11 protein-coding genes and 2 pseudogenes are annotated in these 14159 nt (G+C 61.3%); 8 read left to right on the top strand and 5 right to left on the bottom strand.

Annotated features, from left to right (window positions below; translation table 11 throughout):
- Positions 1-161 precede the first annotated feature (161 nt).
- Both G6K99_RS23480 and G6K99_RS07265 read right to left on the bottom strand, forming a co-directional pair.
- Positions 162-374: pseudogene (locus tag G6K99_RS23480) on the bottom strand (helix-turn-helix domain-containing protein); the annotation flags it as partial.
- A gap of 182 nt (positions 375-556) precedes the next feature.
- Positions 557-1745: pseudogene (locus G6K99_RS07265) on the bottom strand (sigma-54-dependent transcriptional regulator); the annotation flags it as partial.
- 190 nt (positions 1746-1935) lie between these two features.
- On the opposite strand from G6K99_RS07265, the gene G6K99_RS07260 reads away from it, so the two are divergent.
- Together G6K99_RS07260 and G6K99_RS07255 are read left to right on the top strand one after the other, a co-directional pair.
- A complete protein-coding gene (locus G6K99_RS07260) occupies positions 1936-3780 on the top strand; it encodes a M3 family oligoendopeptidase (RefSeq protein WP_174196784.1) in 1845 nt (614 codons plus the stop codon).
- A gap of 36 nt (positions 3781-3816) precedes the next feature.
- Positions 3817-4470 (top strand): aminotransferase class IV family protein, encoded by a 654-nt coding sequence (locus G6K99_RS07255; protein ID WP_062460911.1) that lies wholly within the window; start codon positions 3817-3819, stop codon positions 4468-4470.
- Between the two features lie 10 nt (positions 4471-4480).
- Here G6K99_RS07255 and G6K99_RS07250 read toward each other — a convergent pair whose 3' ends face one another.
- Both G6K99_RS07250 and G6K99_RS07245 read right to left on the bottom strand, forming a co-directional pair.
- Positions 4481-4813 (bottom strand): Atu4866 domain-containing protein, encoded by a 333-nt coding sequence (locus tag G6K99_RS07250; protein ID WP_174196135.1) that lies wholly within the window; start codon positions 4811-4813, stop codon positions 4481-4483.
- Positions 4814-4827: 14 nt separating this feature from the next.
- The gene (locus G6K99_RS07245; RefSeq protein WP_174196134.1) at positions 4828-5547 is read right to left on the bottom strand and encodes an SDR family oxidoreductase; all 720 of its coding nucleotides are present in this window, start codon (positions 5545-5547) and stop codon (positions 4828-4830) included.
- A 112-nt stretch (positions 5548-5659) separates the two neighbouring features.
- Between G6K99_RS07245 and G6K99_RS07240 the strand changes: the two genes are divergently transcribed.
- From G6K99_RS07240 to G6K99_RS07215, 6 genes are all read left to right on the top strand, one after another.
- A complete protein-coding gene (locus tag G6K99_RS07240) occupies positions 5660-6550 on the top strand; it encodes a LysR family transcriptional regulator (RefSeq protein ID WP_174196133.1) in 891 nt (296 codons plus the stop codon).
- A gap of 529 nt (positions 6551-7079) precedes the next feature.
- Positions 7080-8528, top strand: a complete 1449-nt coding sequence (locus G6K99_RS07235; RefSeq protein WP_062460925.1) for a homospermidine synthase — start codon at positions 7080-7082, stop codon at positions 8526-8528.
- Between the two features lie 286 nt (positions 8529-8814).
- Positions 8815-9177 (top strand): outer membrane lipoprotein Omp10, encoded by a 363-nt coding sequence (gene omp10, locus G6K99_RS07230; protein ID WP_062460929.1) that lies wholly within the window; start codon positions 8815-8817, stop codon positions 9175-9177.
- 222 nt (positions 9178-9399) lie between these two features.
- The gene (locus tag G6K99_RS07225; protein ID WP_174196132.1) at positions 9400-11493 is read left to right on the top strand and encodes a 5'-nucleotidase C-terminal domain-containing protein; all 2094 of its coding nucleotides are present in this window, start codon (positions 9400-9402) and stop codon (positions 11491-11493) included.
- Positions 11494-11626: 133 nt separating this feature from the next.
- On the top strand, positions 11627-12661 hold the full coding sequence (hemH, locus tag G6K99_RS07220; RefSeq protein WP_174196131.1) for a ferrochelatase: 1035 nt from the start codon (positions 11627-11629) through the stop codon (positions 12659-12661).
- A gap of 17 nt (positions 12662-12678) precedes the next feature.
- On the top strand, positions 12679-13365 hold the full coding sequence (locus tag G6K99_RS07215) for an SDR family oxidoreductase (protein ID WP_174196130.1): 687 nt from the start codon (positions 12679-12681) through the stop codon (positions 13363-13365).
- A gap of 3 nt (positions 13366-13368) precedes the next feature.
- Here the strand turns inward: G6K99_RS07215 and queC are convergent, their stop codons facing one another.
- Positions 13369-14079 (bottom strand): 7-cyano-7-deazaguanine synthase QueC, encoded by a 711-nt coding sequence (gene queC, locus G6K99_RS07210; RefSeq protein ID WP_174196129.1) that lies wholly within the window; start codon positions 14077-14079, stop codon positions 13369-13371.
- Positions 14080-14159 lie beyond the last annotated feature (80 nt).

The following is a 14159-nucleotide window of genomic DNA, read 5'->3' as shown; positions in this document are numbered from 1 at the left end:
GTCTCATCTGACTGCTAAATGCGGTGACAGCATGGCAAATGTGTCACACAAGCACAAGCACCTCTCGTATAGTCAATGAATTGCTAATGAGAGATTGACAAGGTTAGGGGAAGAGGCTTGCGCGAAGATTATCGTCATTAAAATCCCGATTTCGCGCCGATTCAGGCCGCTTCCTTCAGCGGATCGTCGGGATCGATGCCATAATCCTTGAGTTTTCTGTAGAGAGTCGAGCGCCCGATGCCGAGTTTGCGTGCCACCTGGCTCATCTGTCCGCGATAAAATTTCAGTGCAAAACGGATCAGCTCTTCTTCCACGTCGGCCAGTTTACGCACTTCGCCGGTGTCGTCCGTGCTGACGATGACGTTGTCGGAAGCCGGATAGGCGGCCGCCAGCAGCGCGCGCGGATCGGGCCGCATCGGCTGGGTATGCATGGCGGACCGTACCGGAATCGGGAAGCCACCATCGACAACGGCCTCGTGCCGCAGACGCGGACGCGGATCCATCTCGAGCGATGAAGGCTGCACAGCGGCACCGGTCGCGGCCAGTTCTTCCGTGCGGAATTCCGGCAGCTGAGCTGCAATCTGCGGGAAATCTTCGTCCGTCAGCTTGTCGCCCTGGGTCAGAACCACGGCGCGGAAGATCGCGTTTTCCAGCTGGCGGATATTGCCCGGCCAGTCGTAGGCGGTCAGAAGTGCCATCGCGCTGGCGCTGATACCGACACTGCGTTCGAGCTTCTGTTCCACCGAAAAGCGCTCGGCGAAAACCCGGACCAGATGCGGAATGTCTTCCTTGCGGCGACGCAGCGCCGGGATGGTGATGGGGAAGACGTTGAGACGGTAATAGAGGTCCTCGCGGAACCGCCCTGCCCGGACTTCCTCGATCAGGTCCTTGTTGGTCGCCGAAATCAGCCGCACGTTGACCTTCTGGACCTTGCCGGCCCCGACAGTCTCGATTTCGCCCTGCTGCACGGCGCGCAGAAGCTTCACCTGAACTTCGAGCGGAAGATCACCGATCTCGTCCAGGAACAGCGTGCCGCCATCAGCCTCGACGAACTTGCCGGTATGACGCTCGGAGGCGCCGGTAAACGCGCCCTTCTCGTGACCGAACAGGATGCTCTCGACAAGATTGTGCGGGATGGCACCGCAGTTGACAGTGATGAACGGCTTGCCCGCACGGTCGCTCGCGGACTGGATTGCGCGGGCCACCATTTCCTTGCCGACGCCCGATTCGCCTTCGAGCACCACCGGAATGTTGGAATGCGCGGCGCGCTGGGCCAGATCGATGACGCGCAGCATGTCCGGGCTTGCCGAAACGATATCGTTGAAACCGACGATGCCGGCGCGACGTCGACCGGTGCGCGACTTGGTTTCCTTCTGGCCAACCTTCAAGGCATTGCCGATCGACGCACCGATCCGCTCCGGTGACACCGGTTTGACGACGAAATCGAAGGCACCGGCGCGCATGGCTTCCACCACCGTTTCGATGCCGCCCTGGCCGGTCTGCACGATGACGGGCGTATCGATGCCCATGCTGCGGATGGTTGAAAGAAAGCTCAGCCCGTCCATTTCCGGCATCATCAGGTCAAGCACGATGACATTGACCGGTCCGCTGAGGTTCTGGAGAAAGTCGAGAGCAACGAGGCCGTTCTCGGCGAGATGGGCGACATGTCCGAACCGTTCGACGGCATTCTTCAAGAGGCGGCGCTGGATCGGATCGTCATCTACGACTAGGACATGGGCAATCATGCTCGGCTCCTGCAACGTTCATCGTGCACCCTTGATGGGCTCTTATGCTGCAAGTTGTGTCAGAGAGGCTTGAACATCCCCTTTTGAGAAAAGCTTGCATTTTAACGGCCGAGGGGGAAAACAGTCGGTTCTGGCACAGGATCGCCGTCGACAGGAGAAAACCGTGAGAAATTTCCGTAACTGGCACACCATGACCGCCTCTCCTGCTTTTTCCGGCGCGTCCCCCGCTGCTTCGCCCGCCGACCCCGCGCTCGGTGTCCTGCCAGTCTGGAAATTGTCCGATCTCTACGCTGCCAAGGATGCCCCGGAATTTGTGGCCGATCTGGAAAAAGCGCGCACGCTGTCGCTGGCTTTCGAGGAAAAGTGGAAAGGCAAGCTTGCAGACGCTGCCGCAAAGACCGGTGCCGGCGGACTTGGCGAGGCCTTGTCGGAATATGACGCGCTCGACGACCTCCTCGGCAAGATCGGCTCGTTCGCCGGCCTCACCTATTTTTCAGACACGTCCAACCCGGCAAACGGCAAGTTCTACGGCGACATCCAGACAAAGCTGACGGATCTCTCCTCGCATCTCCTGTTTTTCGCGCTGGAACTGAACCGGATCGACGATGCGGTCATCAATGCGGCGATGGACCGCGATCCAACAACCGGCCATTTCCGCCCCTGGCTGGTGGACTTGAGAATGGACAAGCCCTTCCAGCTGGACGACAAGCTGGAACAGCTCTTTCTCGAGAAGTCGATGACGTCGGCCGCAGCCTTCAACCGCCTGTTCGACGAGACCATGTCGGAGCTGCGCTTCGAGGTGGACGGCGAAAAACAACCGCTCGAAATCACGCTCAACATGCTGGTAGAGCCCGAGCCGGAAACCCGCGCCAAGGCGGCCGTAGCACTGTCAAAAACCTTTGGCGAGAACCTGCGCGTCTTCACGCTGATCACCAACACGCTCGCCAAGGACAAGGAAATTTCCGACCGCTGGCGCGGCTTTGAGGATATCGCCGACAGCCGTCACCTGGCGAACCGTGTCGAACGCGAGGTCGTCGACGCGCTCTCGGAAGCTGTCACGCAGGCCTATCCGCGCCTGTCGCACCGCTATTACGCGATGAAGGCGAAATGGCTCGGCGTCGACCAGCTGAACTACTGGGACCGCAATGCGCCACTGCCGGAAACGCCGAAAGGCCTGATTTCATGGCCGGAAGCAAAGGACACCGTCCTGTCCGCCTACGGCGCCTTCTCGCCGGAGATGGCCGCCATCGCCGGCCGCTTCTTCGACGAGGAATGGATCGACGCGCCGGCACGGCCCGGCAAGGCACCGGGCGCGTTCGCGCATCCGGTCGTGCCGTCTGCGCACCCTTACGTTCTCGTCAACTATATGGGTAAGCCGCGCGACGTGATGACGCTTGCCCATGAGCTTGGCCACGGCGTGCATCAGGTTCTCGCCGGCGGCCAGGGCGCGCTGATGTGCCAGACACCGCTGACGCTTGCCGAAACCGCCTCCGTGTTCGGCGAGATGCTGACGTTCCGGGCACTCTTGGAAAAGACCAGGGACAAGCGCGAACGCAAGGCGATGCTCGCCCAGAAGGTGGAGGATATGATCAATACGGTCGTCCGCCAGATCGCCTTCTACCAGTTCGAGCGCAAGATCCACACGGCCCGCAAGCAGGGCGAACTGACGTCGGAGCAGATCGGCGAACTGTGGCTGTCCGTCCAGAACGAGAGCCTCGGCCCGGCAATCCGGATCTCGGAAGGCTACGAGACGTGGTGGACCTATATCCCCCACTTCATCCATTCGCCTTTCTACGTCTATGCCTATGCCTTCGGCGACTGCCTGGTGAACTCGCTCTACGCGGTCTACCAGAACGCCGCCCCCGGCTTCCAGGACAAGTATTTCGACCTTCTGAAGGCAGGCGGCACCAAGCATCATTCGGAATTGCTCAAGCCATTCGGCCTAGATGCCACCGATCCGTCCTTCTGGTCGAAGGGCCTGTCGATGATCGAAGGTCTGATCGACGAGTTGGAAGCTTTGGACAAGGCTGTCTGATCAACGGACGGTCAAACGCAGGTCGGAGGGGTTGCGATGTCTGTGAAGGCCAAGGGTCGCGGTGCAAAACCGGTGGATCTTTCGCTGATCGAAACCATGCGCTGGGAGCCGGGTTCCGGTTTTACCCGGATCGACCAGCATTTGCGTCGGCTGAACCGTTCGGCCGATGCCCTGGGCTTTCGCCCGGCCCCGCCAGACCTGATGAAACAGCTCCAGGCCTCGGTCGAAGGAGAGACGCCGCTTCGCGTGCGGCTGGAAATGACGTTCCGCGGCAAGGTCGAGATCGTCGCCACGCCGTTCGCGCCCGTTGCCAAGGATGCGATCTGGCGGATCGGGATCGCGCAGACGCGCCTGCCCTCGGATGATCCGATGTATCGCCACAAGACATCGCGCCGCGAAGTCTATGACGCCGCCCGCGCCGAATTCCCTGAAGACGTGGACGAGGTGATCCTGCTCAACGAACGCGCAGAGGTCTGCGAAGGCACGCGCACCAATCTCTTCGTGGAGCAGGCCGACGGCACGCTGACGACACCGCCGATCTCATCCGGTCTGCTTGCGGGGATCCTGCGCGGCGATCTGATCCGCGAGGGCCGCGCCAAGTCTGGCCTTGTGAAACAGACCGACCTTGCCGGGAAACGCCTCTTCGTCGGCAATTCCCTGCGCGGCCTGATCCGGGCCGAACTGGTCTGACGCGAAGCCCCTACTGTTCCCGGTAGAGCACCATCCCCGCATGATGCAGCACGCCGTCGATGAAGTCGCCATCGGCGGTGAACCCGGTATCGTCCCAATAATCGATGTGATCGCCGGTGACGAGATACCGGCCCTGATACGCGCTTTTGCGAGAGCCGCGTACTTCATCATAGCGGTTATCTTGCTGCAGCTCGTGGCGGATATGTCCGTCTGCCGTTACCCACATTCCGACGTAGGGATGACTCGCGGGTTGGATCTTGTTGTCCATGATGTCCTCTGCATGGGAAGGAAGCGCCGCGCCGAAAGACGCGGCGGCAACAAGGAGGAGATGGCGGCGGTTCATGGCAGCCGTACCCTTCACTGCGCCCGCGTCGGGCGAACGACAATCTCGTTCACATCGACATCGTCGGGCTGCTCGATCGCGAAGCGCACGGCGCGACCGATCGCATCCGGCTTCAGGGCAATGGCGCGGTAGGTCTTCATGGCCTCGGCAGCCACGGCATCGGTGATGGTATCGGCAAGCTCGCTTTCCACCACACCCGGATGGATGCAGGTGACGCGCAGGTTGTCATGCTCCTGCCGCAAGCCGTCGGAAATCGCCCGCACCGCATATTTGGTGGCGCAATAGACCGCAGCCGTGGGTGAAACACTGAGAGCGCCGACCGATGCGATATTGATGATCTGGCCTGAGCCCTGCGCCGTCATCAGAGGCAGCACGGCAGCTATGCCGTAGAGCACGCCCTTGATATTCACGTCGATCATCCGGTCCCACTCGTCGACCTTGAGCGAAGACATCAGCGATAGCGGCATGACGCCCGCATTGTTGACGATCACGTCGACCCGGCCGAATTCCGCCACCGCCGCCTGCGCAAATGCCGCGACATCGGCGCGATCGGTGACGTCAAGCCTGCGGATCGCGACCTTGGCGCCCAAGTCCCGGAGTTCCCGGGCGAGCTCCTCCAGCCGGTCGGTGCGGCGGGCGCCCAGCATCAGTGCCGCCCCGGCTTTTGCCAGTTCGCGGGCGATACCTGAACCGATCCCGCTCGATGCGCCGGTGATGAGAACAACCTTGTCCATGTGATTAGCTCCTTCGCTCTCCGCTTGCCTGCGGATTGCAAGGACCCTATTCCTCCTCCATTGTCGCGATAAGCCGCCCAGCTGTTTCCACAGTGGCAAGGAATTCTAACCAATGCTGACGGATTACAATGCGCTCGCGGTCTTCACGCTGGTTGCAGAAGAAAAAAGCTTTCGTGCCGCCGCCGACCGCCTCGGCGTCACCCGCTCGGCCGTCAGCCAGACGATCCGCCGGCTGGAAGAGACGCTCGGCATCGCGCTCGTTGCACGCACCACCCGCAGCGTTGCCCTGACGGAGGCGGGCGAGCGGCTCTATTCCGAGGTTGCGCCAGCGCTGTCGGAGATGCGCGGCGCCACCGAGGCGGCAGCAAACCTGCACGGACGTCCGCGCGGCCGCCTGAACCTTGCGGTCTCCTCGATTGCCGAGAGCTTTCTATCCGGCCCCGTGCTCGCGTCCTTCGCCGAGGAACATCCGGAGGTGACATTGCATATCACTGTGACCGACGAAGAATTCGATATCGTTGCGGAGGGCTATGATGCGGGCGTGAGGCTCGGCGAAGTCATCGCACAGGACATGATCGCCGTGCCGGTTTCCGGAAACCAGCGCCAGATCGCCGTCGCCTCGCCGGGCTACCTCAAAGGCTACGGCACCCCGGCTCACCCACGCGAACTTGGCGTTCACCGTTGCATCGGGTGGCGGGCCTCCGTCCATCAGGCGCCCTATCGCTGGGAGTTTTCGCAAGACGGCAAGGAATTCTCGGTCGCCGTTTCTGACACCATCACCACGACCGACATGGCGCTGATGGTTCGCCTGGCCATTGCCGGCGCGGGCATCAGCTTCGGCATGGAAGAGAGCTTCCGCCCGGCGATCGCCACGGGCGAGCTGGTGCCGGTGCTCGAAGAATTCAGCCCGTGGTTTCCGGGCTTCTATCTCTACTATCCGAGCAGGCGGAACATGGCACCAAAACTACGCGCTCTGGTGGATCACCTGCAAAGGACCAGATGAGTGATGTCAGGCAGGCGACCGGGCGACAGCCACCGCCATGGTGCACCCAAGCGCCAGCACCAACCAGAACACGACCCACAATCCCCACGCCGGAAAAGCACGTCCCATCGACACATTGCCGCGACGGATCCTGCTAAGCTTCGACGGCACCACGATCGCCCCGATGCCCCCGCGCCCTGACCTATTCGGCGACAAACGCAAACCGAATTTCAACATGACATTCCCCTGGTCGTTCCCAGCAGATTTTAGGGTGCGCGAAAACGGTTCCAAGGGACAGGTGCTAGATTTAGCATTATCCACGCAAAACGGACCAACCGAGCGGAAACCACATTTTGGGCGGCCGGCGCGCCGGTCGGGCGAAAACAACCTCGGGACCGTTATTCCAGCGTACGCCTCAAACGCGACCCCTTTATTGTGACGAAATTTTGTGATCTAGGCCGGGCATCAGATGCATGTCACACGGGTCCGTTACGCCTGCAAAACGCAGGCTGCGGCGGTGGAAGAGCAGTCGACCCATAGGGAGAATACGATGAAAGACGAGACCTATCCGGTATATGGCGAAATCACCGGTCCGATCGTGATGATCGGTTTCGGATCGATCGGCCGCGGCACGCTGCCGTTGATCGAACGCCATTTCAAGTTCGACAAGAGCCGGATGGTGGTTATCGACCCGCGCGAAGAGCCCTCCGACATGGAGATCCTTAAGAAGCACGGCATCCGTCACATCAAGGACCATGTCACCAAGGAAAACTACAAGGAGCTGCTGAAGCCGCTTCTGACCGAAGGCGAAGGCCAGGGCTTCTGCGTCAACCTGTCGGTCGACACGGGCTCGCTCGATCTGATGAAGATGTGCCGCAAGCTTGACGTCCTTTATATCGACACCGTCGTCGAACCCTGGCTCGGCTTCTATTTCGACAAGAGCATGAAGAACTCCGAGCGCACCAACTATGCGCTGCGCGAGACCGTGCGCCACGAGAAGAAGAAGAACCCGGGCGGCACCACGGCCGTTTCCACCTGCGGCGCAAACCCGGGCATGGTTTCCTGGTTCGTCAAGCAGGCGCTGGTGAACCTTGCCAACGACACCGGCCTCAAATTCGACGAGCCGGACCAGCACGACCGCGAAGGCTGGGCTAAGCTGATGAAGAAGCTGGGCGTCAAGGGCGTTCACATTGCCGAGCGCGACACCCAGCGCACCAAGAACCCCAAGCCGCTCAACGTGTTCTGGAACACCTGGTCGGTCGAAGGCTTCATCTCGGAAGGTCTGCAGCCGGCCGAACTCGGTTGGGGCACCCACGAAAACTGGATGCCGAAGAACGCCAAGAAGCACAAGAAGGGCTGCCAGGCCGCGATCTATCTCGAACAGCCGGGCGCCAACACCCGCGTTCGCACCTGGTGCCCGACGCCGGGTCCGCAATACGGTTTCCTCGTCACCCACAACGAGTCGATCTCGATCGCCGACTATTTCACCGTCGAAAAGGACGGCGAAGTCGTCTACCGTCCGACCTGCCACTATGCCTACCACCCGGCCAATGACGCGGTTCTGTCGCTGCACGAAATGTTCGGCAATGGCGGCACTCAGCAGCCCGTCCTGCACGTGCTCGACGAGCATGAACTGGAAGACGGTGTCGATGAACTCGGTGTGCTGCTCTACGGTCACGAGAAGAATGCCTACTGGTTCGGCTCGCGCCTGTCGCTGGAAGAAACCCGCCGCATCGCGCCTTACCAGAACGCAACCGGTCTGCAGGTAACTTCGGCGGTTCTCGCCGGCATGGTCTGGGCGCTCGAAAACCCGAAGGCCGGCATCGTCGAAGCCGACGAGGTGGATTACAAGCGCTGCCTCGAAGTGCAGATGCCGTATCTCGGCCCGGTCGAAGGTCACTACACCGACTGGACCCCGCTCGAAGGTCGCCCGGGTCTGTTCCCGGAAGACATCGACGAAAAGGACGCCTGGCAGTTCAAGAACATCCTGGTTCGCTAGGAATCAATGAGGGGGCTCGCGTCAGCCGCGGACCCCACCCCCCTCTCCCGCTTGCGCGGCGCGGAACGCCGCCTCGATCGCACCTTGCGGCGGCAACTTGCGGCCTCTTCCAGGCCATGACGGGAAGAACCGGCTGGAGCGTATAAAAGCCACACCCGCGCCCGTTCTTCACAAAGCGAAAACTCCTGCCTTTCCCCAGTCTTCCCAATCCGCAGTCTTGCTTTACATAGGCTCCAGAAGGCATGGTTGCAGACCACAAGCCGGACCGAATCGCGGGAGACAGATCATGAACTTCAAAACGGGCCTCGTGCTCATTGCGGCAGCCAGCCTCACGGCCTGCGTCTCTTCTCCGCCGCCACGCATGGTATCAGCACCAGTGCAGCCGCAGGGCGTCGAGGGCGCATGGGTCGATCCGAACGGTATCGTCTCCACCTTCCAGGCGGGCACGTTCAACACCCGTGCAAGCGACAGCAACGCGCTTCTCGCCTCCGGCACCTATAACAAGCTCTCGCCGACGCTGGTCGAGATCAACATGACCTCGCTGGTGCGCAAGACGCAGTCGCGCGTCAACTGCTCGTTGGTCACCCAGAGCCAGCTGAACTGCACGCAGGATAGCGGCGCGCAGTTTTCGCTCGCCCGCCGCAGCTGATCGCCCAGCTTCACAGTCATTCCAGAGTTAGGGAGGGCCTCGCTTGATGCGGGGCCTTTCGCGTTGTGCGCGAGGGCGAATAGCTCTGGCCCTGTCACATTTACCTTGAAACCAGTTTTGCTTGGTGAAAACATGCGCTGCACAACGATCGTCACCATGGCGTGATACAAAAATCGGGAACATGCACGCCCACACGCGCGCAATCATAAAAGGAGAGAGATGATGATGAGAACTATCGGATTGGGGATCGTGACCGCATCGGTCATTGCCCTCTCGAGCGGCGTCGCAATGGCCGACTTCGAACTCAACATTCTCCACATCAACGACCTGCATTCCCGTATCGAGCCGATCAACAAATACGATTCCACCTGCACGCCGGCCGAGACCGAAAAGAACGAATGCTTCGGCGGCATTGCGCGCGTGAAGTCGGCCATCGACGCCCGCCGCAGCGAATTGCAGGGCAAGAACGTTCTCGTTCTAGATGCCGGCGACCAGTTCCAGGGATCGCTGTTTTACAGCACCTACAAGAGCGCGCCCGTTGCCGAATTCATGAACGGCATCGGCTTCGATGCGATGGCGATCGGCAACCACGAGTTCGACGACGGCCCGCAGGAACTGCTGAAGTTCATTACCGCGCTGAAGTTTCCGATCATTTCCGGCAATACCATCGCCAAGGCTGGAACACCGCTGGCCGACAAGTACAAGGGTTACGTGATCAAGGATTTCGGCGGCCAGCGTGTTGCCATCGTCTCCGTTCTCGCGAAAGATACGAGCGAGACCTCTTCGCCTGGTCCCGACATCACCTTCGAGGACGAGATCACCTATGTGAAGAATGCCGTAGCGGACCTTCAGTCGCAGGGCATCAACAAGATCGTGCTCCTCTCCCATGTCGGCTACGTCAAGGACAAGGAAATCGCGGCAGCCGTTGCCGGCATCGACGTGATCGTCGGCGGCCACAGCCATACCTACCTGTCCAGCACCGACCCCAAGGCCTCCGGCCCCTACCCGACCATCGTCAAAAGCCCGGCTGGCGTCGATATTCCGATCGTGACGTCCTACGCCTACTCCAAATATCTCGGTGATCTCTCGGTCGTTTTCGATGACAACGGCGTCGTGAGGTCTTCCGCGGGGGCACCGAAGCTGCTCGATTCCAGCGTTCCGCAGGACGCGGCGTTTGTCGCCAAGGTCAAGGAACTCGGCGGCCCGCTCGAAGAGATCAAGAAGAAGGTCGTCGGCTCGACCGAAGGCGTCATCGATGGCGATCGCCTCAACTGCCGCGCCAAGGAATGCACGATGGGCAACCTGCTTGCCGATGCACAGCTTGACCGCGTCAAGGATCAGGGCATCACGCTTTCCATCCAGAACGGCGGCGGCCTGCGTGCCTCGATCGATTCCGGCGAAGTGACGATGGGCGAAATCCTGACCGTCCTGCCGTTCCAGAACACGATCGCAACCTTCCAGCTGAAAGGCTCGGATGTCGTCACCGCCCTCGAAAACGGCGTCAGCCAGATCGACGACGGCGCCGGTCGCTTCCCGCAGGTAGCGGGCATGAAGTTCTCCTTCGACCGGTCGAAGTCGAGCGGTAGCCGCATCAGCGACGTTCAGGTCAAGGAAGGCGAGGCCTTCGTTCCGATCGACCCGAACAAGACATACGGAGTCGTTACCAACAACTACGTCCGCACCGGCGGCGACGGCTACAAGATCTTCAACACCGCAGCCGTCAACGCCTACGATTTCGGACCCAATCTCGAAAACGCCGTTGCCGACTACATCTCGGCCAACAGCCCCTACAAGCCCTATACCGACGGCCGCATCACCGACCTGACACCGGCAGACTACAAGCCGTTACCGAAGGCCGCTGCTGCCCCGGCACCTGCCCCTGCTGCAACGCCTGCGCCTGCGCCTGCTGCAACGCCCGCTCCGGCTGCTCCGGCACCCGCAACGACCGCCCAGGCTCCTGCCCCAGCGGCTACGCCCGCGCCGGCTGCACCAGCACCGGTAGCACCGGCTCCTGCCGCCCCTGCTCCGGTCACGCCAGCCCCTACGGCCACGGCTCCAGCCGCACCGGCAACACCGGCTCCGACAGCCACTGCACCGGCCACGACGGCGCCTGCCACCCCTGCACCGGCCACGACGGCGTCCCCGGCTCCTGCCGGCCCGAGCAAGTACACCGTTATGCGGGGCGACTCGCTGTGGAAGATCGCTGAGAGCACCTACGGCGACGGCGAAAAGTGGACGGAAATCTCCAAGGCCAACAGTCTCCGCAATCCTGATGTCATCCGCATCGGCACGGAGCTGGAACTGCCGGCGAGATAAAATCGAAAGCGGGACAATTTGTCCTGATACAACCGACGGCTCGGGGCTTCCCCGGGCCGTTGATTGTTTCTAAATAGAGACCAGAAAATCCTCCGGCCGCATCCTGCGGTCGAACCCGATCGGAAGTGACCGCATGAACCCCGTGCCCTCCCATCTGCCCACAGGTCATCCGAAGGTTACCTTCGGCAAAGTTGGCGTCCTGCTCGTCAATCTCGGTACGCCCGACGGCACGGACTACTGGTCGATGCGGCGCTATCTCGCCGAATTCCTGTCCGACAAGCGCGTCATCGAATGGTCGCGGCTTTTCTGGTTTCCAATCCTTTACGGCATCGTCCTCAACAAGCGCCCGCAGAAGGTCGGCAAGGCCTATGAAGAGATCTGGAACAAGGATCTCGACGAGAGCTATCTGCGCACCTACACCCGCAGCCAGGGTGAGAAAATGGCCGAGCGTCTGGCCGATCTGCCAAACGTCGTGGTCGACTGGGGCATGCGCTACGGCAAGCCGTCGATTGCCGAGCGCATGGATGCGCTGAAGGCACAGGGCTGCGATCGGATCCTGCTGTTTCCGCTTTACCCGCAATACGCGGCTGCAACGACGGCAACCGTCAACGACAAGGCGTTCGAGTATCTGATGAAGCAGCGCTGGCAGCCGGCTCTGCGCACGGTGCCGACCTATCACGACGATCCCGCCTATATCGTCGCGCTTGCCAATTCCGTTCGCCAGACGCTGTCGACGCTCGAGTGGGAACCGCAACTGCTGATCACCTCGTTCCACGGCATTCCGCAGTCCTATTTCAAGGCCGGCGATCCCTATCACTGTTTCTGCTACAAGACCGCGCGGTTGCTGCGCGAAGAACTCGGCTATACCGACAAGCAGTTGCGCCTGACCTTCCAGTCGCGCTTCGGGCCCGAGGAATGGCTGCAGCCCTATACCGACAAGACGATGGAAACGCTTGCCGCCGAAGGCATCAAGCGCGTCGCCATCATGAACCCCGGCTTCGTCTCCGACTGCCTGGAAACGCTTGAGGAAATTGCCGGCGAGGCAGGCGAGATCTTCATGCATCATGGTGGCGAGAAATTCGTCCATATCCCCTGCCTCAACGACAGCGTCGACGGCATCAATGTGCTTGAGGCAGTGGTTCGTCGCGAGTTGCAGGGCTGGGTCTGAGCTTTAGGGAGATCGCGATGAAGCGAGCCATCGTTACCGGCGGTGCCGGCCTGATCGGAAGCAGCATCTGCGCTGAACTGGCCGCACACGGTTTCGAGGTCGCTTCGTTCGATTTCATTGAAACGGCTGACGTCCCGAAGGGCGTCCAGCCCGTTCTCTGCGATGTCTCCGACGAAGCCTCGGTCGAGTCAGCCTTTGCGCTGCTTGGCTGGGACAGTCTCGACCTGCTCGTCAACAATGCCGGCATCGCCAGCCCGAACCACGGCCCGATTGCGGAGCTGTCGCTGGCCGACTGGCGCCGCGTGACCGACAGCCATCTGACCGGCGCCTTCCTGATGACCCGTGCGGCGGTTCCGCTGATGTCATCAGGCGGATCCATCGTGAACATGGTGTCGACACGCGCCTTCATGTCGGAACCGGATACGGAAGCCTACGCCGCCTCAAAGGGCGCATTGGTCGCGTTCACCCATGCGCTTGCCATCAGCCTAGGCCCGAACATCCGGGTCAATGCCATCGCGCCGGGCTGGATCACCAATGAGACGGAGCTGAGCGAGGAAGACCACGCACAGCACCCGGTTGGCCGCGTCGGTCGGCCGAAGGACATTGCCGACGCCGTTCTCTATCTGACGGGTGCCGGTTTCATGACCGGTCAGGTCCTGACGCTCGACGGCGGCATGACCAAGAAGATGATCTACGCCGAATAGCGCCTACCGCACCTCGTCGGCGCGAAACCCGTCCGTTGCAGACTTCCAGAAATCGGCATCCTCATACTCGGTCGGATCCGCGACCCCGGCGAGATGGAACGCCTCGCGCCGCTCGACACAGGTGCCGCAGCGGCCGCAATGCTTTTCGCCACCCTTGTAGCAGGACCATGTGTCGCCAAACGGCGTCGAGTGCTTCGCGCCATCGGTGACGATATCGGCCTTCGATCCGTTCACATAGGGCGCCAGCAGCCGCACCGAGGCGTATCCGTCGAGCGCATGATCCTGCATTGTCTGAAACGCGTCGATAAAGCCGGGTCGGCAATCGGGATAGATGAAATGGTCGCCGCCATGGACGGCGATCGCCACCGCATCCGCGCTCTGGGCCGCCGCCACGCCGAACGCGACCGCAAGCATGATCGCGTTGCGGTTCGGCACGACGGTGACGCGCATGGTTTCCTCAGCGTAATGGCCGTCAGGAACATCGAGATCGTCCGTCAGCGCCGATCCGGTCAGCTGGGCACCGATCGAGCGCATATCGATGATCTGATGGGGCACGCCCAGCCGCAGCGCGCAAGCCGCGGCGTAGTCGAGTTCCTTCCGGTGTCGCTGGCCGTAATCGAACGAGACGAGCCCGATCAACGCCTGCTCGGCAGCGATCTTGTGGGCCAGAGAAACGGAATCCAATCCGCCGGAGCAGACAACGATGGTCTTCATGGTTTGGTCCTTGTTTTGTCGGGGTAGGCTGCGACCCGTGTGTCCTGCGCTTTTTAGTGTAAGAACATGCACTTGTGAAC

The organism is Neorhizobium sp. AL 9.2.2, from assembly GCF_013317225.1.
Classification (GTDB): domain Bacteria; phylum Pseudomonadota; class Alphaproteobacteria; order Rhizobiales; family Rhizobiaceae; genus Neorhizobium; species Neorhizobium soli.
The sequence above is the reverse complement of the archived record's forward strand: the minus strand, read 5'-3'. Positions and strand labels throughout refer to the sequence as shown.

Bases quoted from the DNA above. Each gene is read 5' to 3' on its own strand.
- G6K99_RS07225 (WP_174196132.1), top strand. From the start codon at position 9,400: ATGATGAGAACTATCGGATTGGGGATCGTGACCGCATCGGTCATTGCC.
- hemH (WP_174196131.1), top strand. From the start codon at position 11,627: ATGAACCCCGTGCCCTCCCATCTGCCCACAGGTCATCCGAAGGTTACC.
- queC (WP_174196129.1), bottom strand. From the start codon at position 14,079: ATGAAGACCATCGTTGTCTGCTCCGGCGGATTGGATTCCGTTTCTCTG.
- G6K99_RS07240 (WP_174196133.1), top strand. From the start codon at position 5,660: ATGCTGACGGATTACAATGCGCTCGCGGTCTTCACGCTGGTTGCAGAA.
- omp10 (WP_062460929.1), top strand. From the start codon at position 8,815: ATGAACTTCAAAACGGGCCTCGTGCTCATTGCGGCAGCCAGCCTCACG.
- G6K99_RS07260 (WP_174196784.1), top strand. From the start codon at position 1,936: ATGACCGCCTCTCCTGCTTTTTCCGGCGCGTCCCCCGCTGCTTCGCCC.
- G6K99_RS07255 (WP_062460911.1), top strand. From the start codon at position 3,817: ATGTCTGTGAAGGCCAAGGGTCGCGGTGCAAAACCGGTGGATCTTTCG.
- G6K99_RS07215 (WP_174196130.1), top strand. From the start codon at position 12,679: ATGAAGCGAGCCATCGTTACCGGCGGTGCCGGCCTGATCGGAAGCAGC.
- G6K99_RS07235 (WP_062460925.1), top strand. From the start codon at position 7,080: ATGAAAGACGAGACCTATCCGGTATATGGCGAAATCACCGGTCCGATC.
- G6K99_RS07245 (WP_174196134.1), bottom strand. From the start codon at position 5,547: ATGGACAAGGTTGTTCTCATCACCGGCGCATCGAGCGGGATCGGTTCA.
- G6K99_RS07250 (WP_174196135.1), bottom strand. From the start codon at position 4,813: ATGAACCGCCGCCATCTCCTCCTTGTTGCCGCCGCGTCTTTCGGCGCG.